Annotated in this window: 14 protein-coding genes; 13 read left to right on the top strand and 1 reads right to left on the bottom strand. The window is 73.8% G+C overall.

Features of this window, described 5'->3' with window-relative positions; genetic code table 11:
* Positions 1-107 precede the first annotated feature (107 nt).
* Genes ET471_RS14610 through ET471_RS14600 form a run of 3 tightly spaced genes read left to right on the top strand, consistent with a single transcriptional unit; the run spans position 108 to position 4,157 of the window.
* Entirely contained in the window at positions 108-1,469 is a 1,362-nt protein-coding gene (locus ET471_RS14610; protein ID WP_242496309.1) for a DUF1576 domain-containing protein, read from the top strand.
* A gap of 58 nt (positions 1,470-1,527) precedes the next feature.
* On the top strand, positions 1,528-3,321 hold the full coding sequence (aspS, locus tag ET471_RS14605; protein WP_129189503.1) for an aspartate--tRNA ligase: 1,794 nt from the start codon (positions 1,528-1,530) through the stop codon (positions 3,319-3,321).
* Entirely contained in the window at positions 3,318-4,157 is an 840-nt protein-coding gene (locus tag ET471_RS14600) for a GNAT family N-acetyltransferase (RefSeq protein WP_129189501.1), read from the top strand. Before aspS ends, ET471_RS14600 begins: the two co-directional genes overlap by 4 nt.
* 1 nt (position 4,158) lies before the next feature.
* On the opposite strand, the gene ET471_RS14595 is transcribed toward ET471_RS14600, so the two are convergent.
* The gene (locus tag ET471_RS14595; RefSeq protein WP_129189499.1) at positions 4,159-4,806 is read right to left on the bottom strand and encodes a nucleoside/nucleotide kinase family protein; all 648 of its coding nucleotides are present in this window, start codon (positions 4,804-4,806) and stop codon (positions 4,159-4,161) included.
* A 105-nt stretch (positions 4,807-4,911) separates the two neighbouring features.
* Between ET471_RS14595 and ET471_RS14590 the strand changes: the two genes are divergently transcribed.
* From ET471_RS14590 to ET471_RS14545, 10 genes are all read left to right on the top strand, one after another.
* The gene (locus ET471_RS14590) at positions 4,912-6,306 is read left to right on the top strand and encodes a replication-associated recombination protein A (protein WP_129189497.1); all 1,395 of its coding nucleotides are present in this window, start codon (positions 4,912-4,914) and stop codon (positions 6,304-6,306) included.
* On the top strand, positions 6,303-6,872 hold the full coding sequence (locus ET471_RS14585) for a hypothetical protein (RefSeq protein ID WP_129189495.1): 570 nt from the start codon (positions 6,303-6,305) through the stop codon (positions 6,870-6,872). The genes ET471_RS14590 and ET471_RS14585 overlap by 4 nt, the downstream gene beginning before the upstream one ends.
* A gap of 241 nt (positions 6,873-7,113) precedes the next feature.
* Complete coding sequence (gene rpsD / locus ET471_RS14580) at positions 7,114-7,740, top strand: 30S ribosomal protein S4 (RefSeq protein ID WP_129189493.1); 627 nt, start codon at positions 7,114-7,116, stop codon at positions 7,738-7,740.
* Positions 7,741-7,931: 191 nt separating this feature from the next.
* Positions 7,932-8,294: a DUF948 domain-containing protein gene (locus ET471_RS14575; protein ID WP_129189491.1), complete on the top strand. Its 363-nt coding sequence runs from the start codon at positions 7,932-7,934 to the stop codon at positions 8,292-8,294.
* Positions 8,294-8,656 carry a hypothetical protein gene (locus ET471_RS14570; RefSeq protein ID WP_129189489.1) on the top strand — a complete coding sequence of 121 codons (363 nt, stop codon included), beginning with the start codon at positions 8,294-8,296 and terminating at the stop codon, positions 8,654-8,656. The genes ET471_RS14575 and ET471_RS14570 overlap by 1 nt, the downstream gene beginning before the upstream one ends.
* A 93-nt stretch (positions 8,657-8,749) precedes the next feature.
* Entirely contained in the window at positions 8,750-11,461 is a 2,712-nt protein-coding gene (gene alaS, locus ET471_RS14565; protein WP_129189486.1) for an alanine--tRNA ligase, read from the top strand.
* Complete coding sequence (gene ruvX / locus ET471_RS14560; protein ID WP_129189484.1) at positions 11,458-11,967, top strand: Holliday junction resolvase RuvX; 510 nt, start codon at positions 11,458-11,460, stop codon at positions 11,965-11,967. Before alaS ends, ruvX begins: the two co-directional genes overlap by 4 nt.
* Positions 11,968-12,018: 51 nt before the next feature.
* Positions 12,019-13,176, top strand: coding sequence for an endolytic transglycosylase MltG (gene mltG / locus ET471_RS14555; protein ID WP_129189482.1), 1,158 nt, complete (start codon positions 12,019-12,021; stop codon positions 13,174-13,176).
* A gap of 60 nt (positions 13,177-13,236) precedes the next feature.
* Positions 13,237-14,379: an endolytic transglycosylase MltG gene (gene mltG / locus ET471_RS14550; RefSeq protein WP_129189480.1), complete on the top strand. Its 1,143-nt coding sequence runs from the start codon at positions 13,237-13,239 to the stop codon at positions 14,377-14,379.
* A 4-nt stretch (positions 14,380-14,383) separates the two neighbouring features.
* Positions 14,384-15,238, top strand: a complete 855-nt coding sequence (locus tag ET471_RS14545; RefSeq protein ID WP_129189478.1) for a shikimate dehydrogenase — start codon at positions 14,384-14,386, stop codon at positions 15,236-15,238.
* The last annotated feature ends 20 nt before the right edge of the window (positions 15,239-15,258 follow it).

Genomic DNA, 15,258 nt, shown 5'->3' with positions numbered 1-15,258 from the left:
TGCGCCGTTGCCCAGGATCGCGTGCACGACGCGACACCGCAGGTGGGTGCCTCGGTACCGTGGTGCCCGACGACGAACACACACCGGACAGCGCGAGGGGGCACCGCGTGACCCTCGAGCGCGTACGCGTGACGACCCGCCGCACCGACACGGCGCGGGCCCGCGGCCTCTACCAGGACTCGATCGTCTTCGGCCTCCTCCTGACGCTGTGCCTGGGCGCCGTCGCCCTCGGCTTCGTCCTCGACACCCCCGCCGAGCTGCTGCAGGGGACCGTCACCATCCTCACGTCGCCCAGCGGCCTCCTGACCGACTACATGGCGATCGCGAGCGTCGGCGCGACGCTCCTGAACGCCGGCCTGCTGACCCTGGCCAGCGTCGTGTACGTGCGGGTCAAGAAGGTGCGGATCTCCGGTGCGGTCATCGCCGGCCTGCTCACCGTCTTCGGGTTCGCCCTCTTCGGCAAGAACCTCGTCAACTCGATCCCCATCACCCTCGGCGTGCTGCTCTACGCCAAGCTCGTGGGCAAGAAGCTCTCCGACTACACCGTCGTCAGCCTCTTCGCCACGGCGCTCGCCCCCGCCGTCAGCCTCATGATCTTCGGCAAGGACCTGCCGCTCGGGCTGGGGATCCCGCTCGGCCTGACGGTCGGCGTGCTCATCGGCCTGGCCATCCCGCCCATGTCCGACCACGTCATCCGGTTCCACCACGGGCTCGTCCTGTACAACATCGGCTTCGCCGCCGGCATGGTGGGCATGGTCATCGTCGCCCTGATGAACCTCATCGGGTCGGACGTGCCCGAGGTCCACCTCGTCTCGTCGGGCAACACGGTGCCCCTCGCCGTCGCGACGCTCACGTTCTGCCTGATGCTGTTCGTCACCGGGTTCGTGCTCAACGACCGGTCGACCGGCGGGCTGCTCGCCTTCTTCCGCCGGTCCGGGCGCACCCCCAGCGACTTCGTCGCCCAGGAGGGCCTCGGCCGGACGCTCATGAACATGGCCGCCATGGGCGCGCTGGCCGTCGGGTACGTGATCCTCGTCGGCGGCGACCTCAACGGGCCTGTCCTCGGCGGCGTCTTCACCGTCATCGGCTTCTCCGCGTTCGGCAAGCACCCGCGCAACTGCGTGCCCATCCTCCTCGGCGTCGCGCTCGCCGCGACCGTCACGGGCGCCGACCTCGCGTCGCCCAACATGCTGCTCGCCGCGCTGTTCGGCACCACCCTCGCGCCTCTGGCCGGCGTGTTCGGCTTCGGCTACGGCGTCATCGCCGGGTTCCTGCACCTGGCCCTCGTCGCCAACGTCGGGTTCCTGCACGCGGGCCTCAACCTGTACAACAACGGGTTCTCCGCCGGCTTCGTCGCCCTCGTGCTCATCCCGTTCTTCAACGCGATCTTCCACATCCGGGGCAAGGGCTCGCGCATCGTCGACATCGAGTGGCGGCCCGCTCAGGGCGACGCCGCGTCGTCCAGGTAAACTCCCGCCGGGGCGCCGAGCGCCCCGCATCCCCCGCACCAGCAAGGAAGGACTCTCCGTGCTCCGCACCCACACGGCCGGCTCACTGCGGGCCGAGCACATCGGCCAGACCGTCACCCTCACGGGCTGGGTCGACCGCCGCCGCGATCACGGAGGAGTGGCCTTCATCGACCTGCGCGACGCCTCGGGCATCGCCCAGGTCGTCATCCGTGACGAGTCCGTCGCCCACCCGCTGCGCGCCGAGTTCGTCCTCCAGGTGACCGGCGAGGTCGCCGGCCGCCCCGAGGGCAACGCCAACCCCAACCTCGCCACGGGCGAGATCGAGGTCATCGCCACCAAGGTCGTCACGCTCAACGAGTCCGCCCCGCTGCCCTTCCAGGTGTCGACGGCGCTCGCGGACACCGAGGTGATCGGCGAGGAGGCGCGCCTCGCGCACCGCTACCTGGACCTCCGCCGTCCGGCGCCGCAGCACGCCATGCGCCTGCGCGCCAAGGTCAACCAGGCCGCCCGCCGCGTGCTCGACGCCGAGGACTTCGTCGAGATCGAGACGCCGACCCTGACGCGCTCGACGCCCGAGGGCGCCCGCGACTTCCTGGTCCCCGCGCGCCTCGCGCCCGGCTCCTGGTACGCCCTGCCGCAGTCGCCGCAGCTCTTCAAGCAGCTCCTCATGGTCGGCGGCATGGAGCGCTACTACCAGATCGCGCGCTGCTACCGCGACGAGGACTTCCGCGCCGACCGCCAGCCCGAGTTCACGCAGCTCGACGTCGAGATGAGCTTCGTCGAGCAGGACGACGTCATCGCGCTCGCCGAGAAGGTGCTCGTCGCGCTGTGGGAGCTCGTCGGGGTGACCATCCCGACGCCCATCTCGCGCATGACGTTCGCCGACGCGATGCGCCTGTACGGCTCGGACAAGCCCGACCTGCGCTTCGGCAACCCGCTCGTCGAGCTCACCGAGTACTTCCAGGACACGCCGTTCCGCGTGTTCCAGTCGGAGTACGTCGGCGCCGTGGTGATGGCGGGCGGCGCGAGCCAGCCCCGTCGTCAGTTCGACGCCTGGCAGGACTGGGCCAAGCAGCGCGGCGCCAAGGGCCTCGCGTACGTGACGTTCGCCGAGGACGGCACGCTGGGCGGTCCCGTCGCCAAGAACCTCTCGGACGCCGAGCGCGACGGCCTCGCGGCCGCCACGGGCGCCCAGCCCGGCGACGCGGTGTTCTTCGCCGCGGGCAAGACGTCGGAGGCGCGCGCCCTGCTGGGCGCCGCCCGCATCGAGATCGCCAAGAAGACCGACGCCATCGACGACGACGCCTGGGCGTTCGTCTGGGTCGTGGACGCGCCCCTGTTCAAGCCGACGGGCGAGGACGACGACGTCGACCTCGGTCACTCGGCCTGGACGGCCGTGCACCACGCCTTCACCTCCCCGAACCCGGAGTGGATCGACCGCTTCGAGGAGTCGCCGGGCGAGGCGCTCGCCTACGCGTACGACATCGTCTGCAACGGCAACGAGATCGGCGGCGGCTCGATCCGTATCCACCGCCGCGACGTGCAGGAGCGCGTCTTCGACGTCATGGGCATCGGCCCCGAGGAGGCGCAGGAGAAGTTCGGCTTCCTGCTCGACGCCTTCGCGTTCGGCGCCCCGCCGCACGGCGGCATCGCGTTCGGCTGGGACCGCATCGTCGCCCTGCTGACCAAGGCGCCGTCGATCCGCGACGTCATCGCGTTCCCGAAGTCGGGCGGCGGCTTCGACCCGCTGACGCAGGCGCCCGCGCCGATCACCCCGGAGCAGCGCAAGGAGGCCGGCGTGGACGCGAAGCCGGCCGCCAAGGACGCCCCGAAGGGCGACACCGCCGCGTGAGCACGCACGGTCTGCAGGGCCCCGCGGAGCGTCTCCGCGGGGCCCTGCCCGTCCCCGGGGTGCCCGCAGCGTGGGCCACCCATCCCGTCGTGGTCACCGAGTCGGCCCACCACGGCTGGGACGTCGTCTCCGCCTGGTCCGACGACGACGCCCTGCTGCTGCGCCTGCGCCGTCAGGCGGTCGAGGAGCCGGGCACGTCGGCGGACCCCGGCCTGTACGCCGTCGGCACGCCCGACGGCGCGGCCCGCCTGATCCTGGCCGCGGCGTCCCGCGACGGCTGGCCGCCGGTCGGCCGCACGACGACGCCGCGCGGCACCCGCGCCGCGCTCGCCGCACTGGCCGCCGCGTCGGGCATCGCCGTCCCGGCCCCGTTCGGCGACCCCGCCACGGGGCACTGGGACTGGCTCGGCATCGGCCACGAGCCGCCCCGGCTCGACGGCGAGGAGCGGGTCGAGGAGCTCACCGACCCGGCCGAGGTCCGCGCGATCCTGGCCCTCGCGCACCCCGCCGGCGAGCTCGAGCCCACGGAGCCGCGCTCGCGCTGGTGGGGCTGGCGGGACGCCGAGGGCGTGCTGCGCGGCGTCGTCGGCGCGGATCGCCGTGTCCCGGGCGCGCCGTGGGTGCTCGGGTCGATCGGCACCGACCCCGCGTGGCGGGGACGGGGCATCGCCGCGGCCACGACGGCGGCCGCCGTGCGGGCGGGCCTGCGCGAGGCGCCCATCGTGACCCTGGGCATGTACGCCGACAACGACGCCGCCCGGCGCACCTACCGGCGCGTCGGGTTCGCGGTCGTCCAGGAGTTCGAGTCGACCCGCGGCGGCTGCGGCGCCGGGTAGGTCAGGCGCCGGGGGCCTCGTGCGTCACCACGAGGTCCGCCGCGCCGCGCGTCCGGGCCACGAGCCGGGCGTTGACCTCGTCGGTGCCGTGCGCCCACGCGTGCGCGGCGCCGGGCTCCCGGCCGAAGGCGACGTGCCGGGCGACCAGCCGCTCGAGCCGCAGGTCGGCGGGCGGGTCGAGGTACCAGACCTCCGCCATGAGCGCCCGCGCCTGCGGCCACGCCCCGGTCGCCGCCAGCAGGTAGTTGCCCTCCGTGACGACGAGCGGGACGTCGTCGGGCACCGCCACCCCGGCCGCGACCGGCTCCTCCAGGTCGCGGCGGAACACCGGTGCGTACACCGGCCCGTCGCCCGGGCGCTGTGCGGCCAGCCGCGCCAGGAGCGCGGCGTACCCGGCGTCGTCGAACGTGTCGACCGCACCCTTGCGGTCCGCGCGGCCCAGCGCGTCCAGCACCACCTGCGCCAGGTGGAACCCGTCCATGCCGACGACGACCGCGCGGGACGGCCCGAGCGCCTCGGCGAGCGCGGCCGCGAGCGTCGACTTCCCCGCACCGGGCGCGCCCGTGATGCCGAGGATCGTGCGGGTGCCCCGGTCCGCGAGCGCGGCGGCGCGCGCGACCAGGGCGGCGGTGCTCGGGAGGGTGGTCACGCGGCGACCCTACCGACCCGGCGGCACCCGCCCGCCGCGGCCGCCGGCGCCCTGTCGCACGCCGGTCGGGGCCCCAGCGTCGGTGGCGGTCCTTAGGGTGGGGGCATGGACCTGTTCGACGCGATCACCACGGGTGAGCACGGGACCCCCGTCGTGACGCGTCCCGGCGCGAGCGCCCCGCTCGCCGTCCGCATGCGCCCCGCCACGCTCGACGAGGTCGCCGGGCAGGACCACCTGCTCGCACCGGGCTCGCCCCTGCGCCGCCTCGTCGAGCCCGTCGACGACGCCGCACGCCGCGCCGCGCCCGGCTCCGTCATCCTGTGGGGGCCGCCCGGCACCGGCAAGACGACGCTCGCCTACCTCGTCGCCACGGTCTCCGGCCGCCGCTTCGTCGAGCTGTCCGCCGTGACCGCCGGCGTCAAGGACGTGCGCGCCGTCGTCGAGGACGCCCGCCGCCGCCTCGCCTCCTCCGGCGAGGAGACCGTGCTGTTCATCGACGAGGTGCACCGCTTCTCCAAGTCCCAGCAGGACGCCCTCCTGCCGTCCGTCGAGAACCGCTGGGTCACGCTCGTCGCCGCCACCACCGAGAACCCGTCGTTCTCCGTCATCTCCCCGCTGCTCTCGCGCTCCCTGCTGCTCACGCTCCGCTCGCTCACCGACGACGGCGTCCGCGCCCTCGTGCGGCGCGCCGTCGCCGACGAGCGCGGCCTCGGCGGCACCGTCACGCTCGCCGACGACGCCGAGGACCAGCTCGTGCGCATGGCCGGCGGCGACGCGCGCAAGGCCCTGACCGTCCTCGAGGCCGCCGCCGGCACCGCGCTGTCCGACGCCGACGCCGCACCGGCCCCCGCCGCCGACGGCCCGGTCGAGATCGGCCTCGCCACCGTCGAGCGCGCCGTCGACGTCGCCGCCGTCCGCTACGACCGCGACGGCGACCAGCACTACGACGTCATCAGCGCCTTCATCAAGTCGCTGCGCGGGTCCGACGTCGACGCCGCCCTGCACTACCTCGCCCGCATGGTCGCCGCGGGGGAGGACCCGCGCTACATCGCCCGCCGCCTCATGGTCCACGCCGCGGAGGACGTCGGCATGGCCGACCCCTCCGCCCTCCAGACCGCCGTCGCCGCCGCCCAGGCCGTGCAGATGGTCGGCATGCCCGAGGGGCAGATCATCCTCGCCGAGGCCGTCATCCACATCGCCACCGCCCCCAAGTCCAACGCCGTCGTCGTCGGCATCGGGGAGGCGCTCGCGGACGTGCGCGCGGGCCGCATCGGCGTCGTCCCGACGCACCTGCGCGACGCCCACTACGCGGGGGCGAAGGGCCTGGGCCACGGCAAGGGGTACGTCTACCCGCACGACGTCGAGCACGCCGTCGCGCCGCAGCAGTACCTGCCGGACGACCTGGTGGGCCGCCGCTACTACGAGCCGACCGACCGCGGCTACGAACGGCAGATCACGGACCGCCTGCAGCGCGTGCGCGAGATCCTCGACCGGCGATGAGGATCCGCCCCTACCGCCGGCGCCGCCTCGACCGGACCACGCGGGCCCGCTACGACGCCCTGCTCGCCGCCCACCTGGACGGCGCCCCGGACCGCCCCGACGACCTGACGCGGTACCTCGACCACCTCGCGTCGCTGGAGACGTTCGCGTTCCACGGCTCGAACCACCGCCTCGACGAGCTGCGCACCACGCAGGCGAAGGACACGCGCGACTTCGGCAACCAGCACGCCGTGTACGCGACGCCGGACCCGCACTGGGCGATGTACTACGCGCTGGTCAACCGGCAGAACGCGTGGAACCTGCGCAACGCGTCGATGGCGTTCGGCCCGCGGGCGCGCACCCGCTGGTACTGGCGCGACGTCCGGGTCGCCGACCCCGCCGCGCCGCTCACGGTGGACGGGTACCTGCACGTGCTGCCGCGCGACGGGTTCCGCGCCGAGCCGCGCGTCGCCGGGCTGGTCGACCTCGTCCACTGGGCCACCGACGCCGCCGTCACGCCCCTCTTCGTGCTGCCGGTGGCAGTGGCGCAGTACCCGCTCGCCCGTCTGATCCGCCGCGTGCCGTGAGTGCGTGCCCCGAGCGCGCGGCCCGCGTGACGAGGCTCTCGGGCGGGGCAGCGGCTCGCCTGGGGTAAGATGTTCAGGTTGCCTTGCGGGTTCTCCGGCGGGCGACCACCTGGGACCTCGGCCCCGATCCTCCCCGCAACGGGAGGACATCGGCTGGTCCCGCACCCGGCACGGCACCATCATTCGATGCGACCGCGGCCCGGGTGTGACCTTTTCAGATCACTACAGGACAGGAAGCACAGTGACCTCTGTGACCCGTTCGCGCCGCCAGGTCCGCCTGAGCCGCGCCCTGGGCATCGCCCTCACCCCGAAGGCCGTCAAGCACTTCGAGAAGCGCCCGTACCCGCCCGGCGAGCACGGCCGCGCCCGTCGCCGCACCGAGTCGGACTACGCCGTGCGTCTGCGCGAGAAGCAGCGTCTGCGCGCCCAGTACGCGCTGCGCGAGAAGCAGCTCGTCAAGGTCTACGAGAACGCCCGCAAGACCGCCGGCCTGACCGGTGAGGTCATGGTCGAGGACCTCGAGACCCGCCTCGACGCGCTCGTGCTGCGCTCCGGCTTCGCCCGCACCATCCTGCAGGCGCGCCAGGCCGTCACGCACCGCCACATCCTCGTCGACGGCAAGATCGTGGACCGCCCGTCGTTCCGCGTGAAGCCCGGCCAGACCCTCCAGGTCAAGCCGAAGTCGCAGGCCACCACGCCGTTCCAGGTCGCCGCCGCCGGCGCCCACCGCGACGTGCTGCCCGCCGTCCCGGGCTACCTCGAGGTCCAGCTCGAGAAGCTCCAGGCCACGCTGACCCGCCGCCCCAAGCGCGCCGAGGTCCCCGTGACCTGCGAGGTCCAGCTGGTCGTCGAGTTCTACGCACGCTAAGAGCCGAGCTCCGATCGAGCTTGCTCGTATCGGCCGAGGCCGTGCGTGCGTCACGGGCGCGAAGCGCCGACGACGCTCGCTGATCTCCTTGCCTTCGACGCCCCGCCGACCTGCAGCGCAGGACGGCGGGGCGTCGTCGTTCCCGCAGGATAGGGTGACCAGGGCGTCCGTCGAGTCAAGGGGAGTGGAACATGTCCGTGGGTGACGTGGCAGGGCTGATCGCCGCCATCGCCTTCGTGCTGCTGGTGGGCTTCCTTGCCGTGCCGCTGGTCAAGCTGGGCCGCACGTTCGACGCGGCGACCCGCTCGCTGACCGAGCTCACCGACCACTCGACGCCGATCCTCGACGAGGCCAAGGACGCCGTCGCCGGCGCGAACACCCAGCTCGGCAAGGTCGACACGATCACGACGTCGGCCGCGCAGGTCGCCGAGAACGTCTCCGCGCTCGCCGGGCTCTACGCCGCGACGCTGGGCCGCCCGCTCGTCAAGGTCGCCGCGTTCAGCTACGGCGTGCGGCAGGCGTTCGAGAAGGCCTCGACGAAGGCGAGGCGCTGATGCGCCGCCTCTTCTGGGTCGGCGTGGGCGTCGCCGCCACCGTCGTCGTCTACCGCAAGGGCCGCAAGGTCGTGCGGCAGTACCTGCCGTCGTCGGTCGCCGAGCGCGCCGAGAAGGCCGCGCACGACGCCGGCGAGCGCGCCACCGGGTTCCTCGCGGAGTTCCGCGAGACGTTCGGCGAGGCCCGCGCGCGCCGCGAGGCCGAGCTGACCGCCGCGCTCCTCGCCGAGGGCCAGCAGGACCCCGCGACCACGCGCGCGGCCCGAGCTACCGGCGCCCGCAGGCCCTCGCCTGCGGGCGGCCCCGCCGCCGACGTCGACCCGTTCGACGGCGACGAGGCGGAGCTCGGCTACTCCTTCTGAGCCGCTCCGCGCCACCGACCTTGCACGTTCCGGGCATCGCGCACGACGCGCGACAATGTCCGGAGCACCCTCACGACCCTGCGAAGGATCACCATGCGCACCGCCGACATCCGCCAGCGTTGGCTCGACTACTTCGAGTCGAAGGACCACGAGATCGTGCCCAGCGTCTCGCTGGTCTCGCCCGACCCCTCGATCCTGTTCACCATCGCCGGCATGGTGCCGTTCATCCCCTACATCCTCGGCACCGAGCCCGCCCCGTGGCCGCGCGCCGCGAGCGTCCAGAAGTGCATCCGCACAGGCGACATCGAGAACGTCGGCCGCACGACGCGCCACGGCACGTTCTTCCAGATGAACGGCAACTTCTCGTTCGGTGACTACTTCAAGACGGGCGCCATCGAGATGGCGTGGGAGCTGCTCACCTCGGAGCAGGACAAGGGCGGATACGGCTTCGACGGCGACCGCCTCTGGGTCACCCTGTGGGACGAGGACACCGAGTCGTTCGACGCGCTGACCCGGGGCATCGGCCTCGACCCGAAGCACATCGTCCGCCTGCCCCGCAAGGAGAACTTCTGGGACACGGGCCAGCCCGGCCCGGCGGGCCCGTGCGCGGAGTGGCACTACGACCGCGGCCCGGCCTACGGCCCCGAGGCCGTCGGCGGCAACGTGGACCCGGGCGGCGACCGCTACCTGGAGATCTGGAACCTCGTCTTCGACCAGTTCGTGCGCGGCGAGGGCGTCGGCAAGGACTACCCGCTGCTCGGCGAGCTCGACAAGAAGGCGATCGACACCGGCGCCGGCCTCGAGCGCATGGCCTTCCTGCTCCAGGGCAAGGAGAACATGTTCGAGATCGACGAGACCTACCCGGTCATCGAGCGGGTCGAGCAGCTCACGGGCAAGAGGTACGGCGCTCACGCCGAGGACGACGTGCGTATGCGCGTCATCGCCGACCACGTGCGCTCGGGCCTCATGGTCATCGGCGACGGCGTCCGCCCGTCGAACGAGGGCCGCGGCTACGTGCTGCGCCGCATCCTGCGCCGCGCCGTCCGCTCGATGCGCCTGCTCGGCTACGACGCCGAGGCGCTCCCGGCGCTGCTGCCGGTCTCCATGGAGGCCATGAAGGCGAGCTACCCGGAGCTGGAGGCGAACTTCGCGAAGATCTCCGACGTCGCCTACGGCGAGGAGGAGGCGTTCCGTCGCACGCTCGTGGCGGGCACGACGATCCTCGACGTCGCGGTGGCCCGGGCGAAGGCGAGCGGCGCGCAGACGCTCGGCGGTGCCGAGGCGTTCCAGCTGCACGACACCTACGGCTTCCCGATCGACCTCACGCTCGAGATGGCGGCCGAGCAGGGCGTCCAGGTGGACGAGAAGGCGTTCCGCGCCCTCATGGCGGAGCAGAAGCAGCGCGCCCGCGCGGACGCGCTCGCCAAGAAGACCGGCCACGCCGACCTGCGCTCGTACGAGTCGATCGCGAACGAGCTGGCCAAGCCCGTCGAGTTCCTCGGCTACACCGACCTGGACTCGGCCGTCACGGTGGTCGGCCTGCTCGTCGACGGTGTGCCCGCGCCCGTCGCGACGGCGGTCGACGGCGTGCCCGTCGACGTCGAGGTCGTGCTCGACCGCACGCCGTTCTACGCCGAGGCGGGCGGCCAGCTCGCCGACCAGGGCACGATCGTGCTCGACGGCGGTGCGACGGTCGAGGTCGACGACGTGCAGCGCCCCATCAAGGGCCTCAACGTCCACCGCGGCCGCCTCGTCGAGGGCACCATCGCCCTGGGCGACCCCGGCACCGCCACGATCGACGTCGAGCGTCGCGTGGCGATCAGCCGCGCCCACTCGGCGACGCACATGATCCACAAGGCGCTGCACGAGCTCGTCGGCGAGGACCGTACGCAGGCCGGATCGGAGAACGCGCCGAGCCGCGTGCGCTTCGACTTCCGCTCGCCCGCGGCCGTCCCGGCCCAGGCGCTCGGGGAGATCGAGGAGCGCGTCAACCTGCGCCTGCAGGAGAACCTCGAGGTCACCGACGAGCTCATGTCGATCTCGGCGGCCCGCGAGCTGGGCGCCATGGCGCTGTTCGGCGAGAAGTACGGCGACATCGTGCGCGTCGTGTCGATCGGCGGCGACTGGTCGCGCGAGCTGTGCGGTGGCACCCACGTCAAGGCGTCGGGCGAGATCGGCCGCGTCGCGCTGCTGGGCGAGGCGTCCATCGGCTCGGGCGTGCGCCGCGTCGACGCCCTCGTGGGCGACGGGGCGTACGGCTTCCAGGCCAAGGAGCACGCCCTGGTCGGTCAGCTCACCGGCCTGCTGGGCGCGCGCCCCGAGGAGCTCGCGGACCGTGTCGGCTCGCTCCTGGGCAAGCTCAAGGAGACCGAGAAGGAGCTCGCGACGCTCCGCAAGGGGCAGCTCCTGGCTGCGGCGGGCCGGCTTGCCGCGGACGCTCACGAGATCGACGGCGACGGTGGTGTCGTCAGGGTCGTCACCCATGACGCCGGTGACGTCGCCTCGGCCGACGACCTGCGCGCGCTCGCGCTCGACGTGCGCGGCCGCCTCGGCGACGCGGCCCCGGCCGTCGTCGCGGTCGGCGGTGTGGCGGGCGGCAGCCCGCTCGTCGTCGTCGCGACGAACACGGGGGCGCGTGACGCGGGCCTGCGGGCCGGCGACTTCGTCAAGGCCGCGGCCGGCGTGCTCGGCGGCGGTGGCGGCGGCAAGCCGGACGTCGCGCAGGGTGGCGGCCGCGACGCGGCCGCGCTGCCGGCGGCCCTCGAGGGCGTCACGGCGGGCGTGCGCGCCGTCGTGGGCGCGTGAGCGACGCCTTCGAGGCGGGCGCTCCTCGGTTCCCGAGGGGCGCCCGCCTCGGCGTCGACGTCGGCAAGGCCCGCATCGGCGTGGCGGCGTCGGACCCGGACGGTCTGATCGCCACCCCGGTCGAGACCGTGCCGCGCGTGCTGGAGGCGACCGGGACGGACTCCGCCGACGTCCGGACGATCGCCGCAGCGGCGAGCGAGCGTGACGCCGCCGTCGTCTACGTGGGCCTGCCCCGGCACCTGTCGGGCAAGGAGGGTGCAGCGACGGCGGACGCGCGCGCGTTCGCGACGCGCCTTGCGGCAGCGGTGGCCCCGGTGCCGGTCCGTATGGTGGACGAACGCATGTCGACAGTGACCGCGACGAGCCAGCTGCGGGCCGCAGGGAAGAAGTCGAAGAGCCACCGGCCGGTCATCGACCAGGCCGCGGCGGTGATCATCCTGCAGTCCGCGCTCGACTCCGAGCGGGCCTCGGGCGCTCGCGCCGGCGAGGCGGTCCCGACGCCGTAACGGCGGTCGGCGGCGTGCGCCCGTGACGCCGACTGATGAGGACCGCAGCGAGTGACCGACGTCTTCGAGCACTTCGCCCCCACGAACCAGCCGACGAACCAGCCGCCGACGCGCGCGCCGCGGCGGTCCGCCGAGAAGAAGCGCCGGCGGCGTCGCCGTCGTGCTCGCGCGGTCCTCGCGCTGTGCGTCGTCCTCGCGTTCGTCGGCGGGGTCGCCACCGCCGCGGGCGGGCGGCTCGTCGAGGTCCTGCCCAACCCGCTGCGCGGCCTGGAGAACCCGTTCGGCGCCGCCGACTACGCCGGCCCCGGCGGCGACCCGGTGCACGTCGAGATCCCTGCGGGTGCCACGGGCACGGCGATGGCCCACCTGCTCGTCGAGGCCGGCGTCGTCGCCTCCGCGCGGGCGTTCACGTCCGCCTTCGGGCAGCACCCGGGCGCCGCCGGCATCCAGCCGGGCGTCTACGAGCTGCTCACGGGCATGCGCGCGGCCGACGCCGTCGCCGCGCTCGCCGCGGGCGGGCGCGTCGAGGAGCGCGTGACGATCCCCGAGGGCTTCACGTCCGCCCAGGTGCTCGAGCGCCTGGAGGCGCAGACCCACCTGACGCGTGAGGAGCTCGACGCCGCGGTCGCGGACCCGGCGTCGATCGGGCTGCCCGACAAGGCCGAGGGCGTCGTCGAGGGCTGGCTGTTCCCCGCCACGTACGTGGTCAAGCCGACGCAGTCCGCCGCGGACGTGCTCGGGCGCATGGTCGCCCGCACGACCGCCGAGCTGGACCGGCTCGGCGTGCCGGAGGACCGCCGCCAGACGATCCTCATCGAGGCCTCCATCGTGGAGCGCGAGGCGCCCGCGGAGTACCGCGGCAAGGTGGCCCGGGTCATCGAGAACCGGCTGGCGATCGACAAGCCGCTCGGCATGGACGCGATCGACGCGTTCGGCCTCGGCCGGCCCGCGCACCTCATCACGCGCGCCGAGTTCCAGGACCGGAACCTGCCCTTCGCGTCCCGCGTGCACCGGGGCCTGCCGCCGACGGCGATCGGCAACCCGGGCGCGGCGGCCATCGAGGCCGCGGCCAACCCGACGCCCGGCGACTGGCTGTGGTTCGTGACGGTCAACCTGCACACGGGCGAGACCAGGTTCACCGACGACCACTCCGAGTTCCTCGTCTTCCGCCGCGAGTACCAGCGGTGGGCCGCCGAGAACGGCTTCTGATCCACCGCGCGTCAGCGACGCTTGTGGGCCCGTTCAGGCGGGTTGGCTAGGCTCTCCCACGTGACCGACCTCTTCGACCATCCTGCTTTCGCGCAGCAGCCGAGCCCCGACAGCCGCCGGACCGCGGCACGGAGGCGCTCCGCGGCCAAGCGCCGGCGCCAGCGCCGGATCCGGACGACGGTCGTCGTCCTGCTGGTGGCCGCCGTCGTGGGCGCCGTGGGCTGGGCCACGCTGGGCGACCTCTCCGGCGTCCTGAAGAACCCGTTCGCGCACACCGCCGAGGACTTCCCCGGCCCGGGCGACTCCCCGGTCCAGGTCGAGATCCCGCAGGGCGCGTCGGGGCGGCAGATGGGCGAGGTGCTGCACGACGCCGGCGTCGTCGCCTCGGTCGCCGCGTTCACGCAGGCCTTCGGGCAGAACCCCGCCGCGGGCGGGATCCAGCCGGGCACCTACGCGCTGATGACGCGCATGAAGGCGTCCGACGCCGTCGCGACGCTCGCCAAGAACGAGAAGGTCGAGACCAAGGTGACCATCCCCGAGGGGTTCACCGCGGCGCAGGTGCTCGAACGCATCACGTCCGTGACGGGGATCGCCAAGGCCGACCTCGACGCGGCCATCGCCGCCCCCGACTCCATCGGGCTGCCGCCCGAGGCGGGCGGGCAGGTCGAGGGCTGGCTGTTCCCGGCCACGTACACCGTGACCCCGCAGGACACCGCGACGACCGTGCTCTCGGCGATGGTCAAGCAGACGGTCGACACCCTGGCCGCCCAGGGCGTCGCGCCCGAGGCCCGCCTCGACACACTCAAGGTCGCCTCGATCGTCGAGCGCGAGGCGCCCGCCGGGTTCCAGGGCGAGGTCTCCCGCGTCGTCGACAACCGCATCGCGCGCGGCGAGCCGCTGGGCATGGACGCCATCGACTCCTACGGGCTGGGCAAGCCGAGCGACCAGATCACCAAGAGCGAGTTCAACGACGCGAACCTGCCGTACGCCTCGCGCGTCCACAAGGGCCTGCCGCCCACGCCGATCGGGAACCCCGGCGCCGAGGCGATCGCCGCCGCCGCCAACCCGCCGGCCGGGTCGTGGCTCTGGTACGTCACGGTCAACCTCGACACGGGCGAGACCAAGTTCACCGACTCCTACAACGAGTTCCTACAGTTCAAGCAGGAGTTCCAGGCCTGGCAGGCCGCGAACGGCAAGGGCTGACCCGGTGCCGACCCCGACCCGCCGGGCCGCCGTGCTGGGCCACCCGGTGGCCCACTCGCTCTCGCCCGTGCTGCACACCGCCGCCTACGAGGCCCTGGGCCTCGAGGGCTGGCAGTACACCGCGATCGACACCACCTCGGAGACGCTCGCGGACCTCGTCGACGACCTCGACCTCGGCTGGGCGGGCCTGAGCCTGACGATGCCGCTCAAGCAGACGATCATCCCGATGCTCGCGGAGATCGACCCGGTGGCGGTCGGCACGGGGGCGGTCAACACCGTCATCGTGCGGCCGTCGTCGTGCGGGCTGAGCCTCGTGGGCTACAACACCGACGTGTACGGGCTGGTCACCGCCCTCGGCGAGGGCCTGCGCGGCCGTGAGGTGGGCAGCGCCGTCGTGCTCGGGGCCGGGGCGACGGCCGCGTCCGCCGTCGCCGCGCTGGCCGAGCTCGGCTGCGCCACGCCGCGGGTCCTGGCCCGGTCGCTGGCCCGCACCGCGGACCTCCAGACGGCGGCGACCCGGCTCGGCGTCACCCCGCGCTACGAGGTGCTCGACGCCGTCACGGGCGTCGAGCCGCTGGAGCACGCCGACGTCGTCGTCTCGACGCTGCCCGCGCACGCGGCCGACGCGCTCGCCGCGGCGCTGCGCGACCGCGGGCCCGTGGGCGGCGTCCTGCTCGACGTCGTCTACGACCCGCGGCCCACGGCCCTCGCGCACGCGTGGGGCGACCTGGGCGGCGTCGTCGTCGGAGGCGAGCGGATGCTGCTGCACCAGGCGGCCCGGCAGGTCACGCTCATGACGGGCCGCCCGGCGCCCGTCGCGGCCATGGACGCCGCGCTGGACGGCGTGCTGAGCGCCTGAGGCCCCGGCACGGTCTTGCG

This window comes from Xylanimonas protaetiae, from assembly GCF_004135385.1.
Taxonomy (GTDB): Bacteria; Actinomycetota; Actinomycetes; order Actinomycetales; family Cellulomonadaceae; genus Xylanimonas; species Xylanimonas protaetiae.
This window is presented reverse-complemented; position numbering and strand designations above follow the sequence as displayed.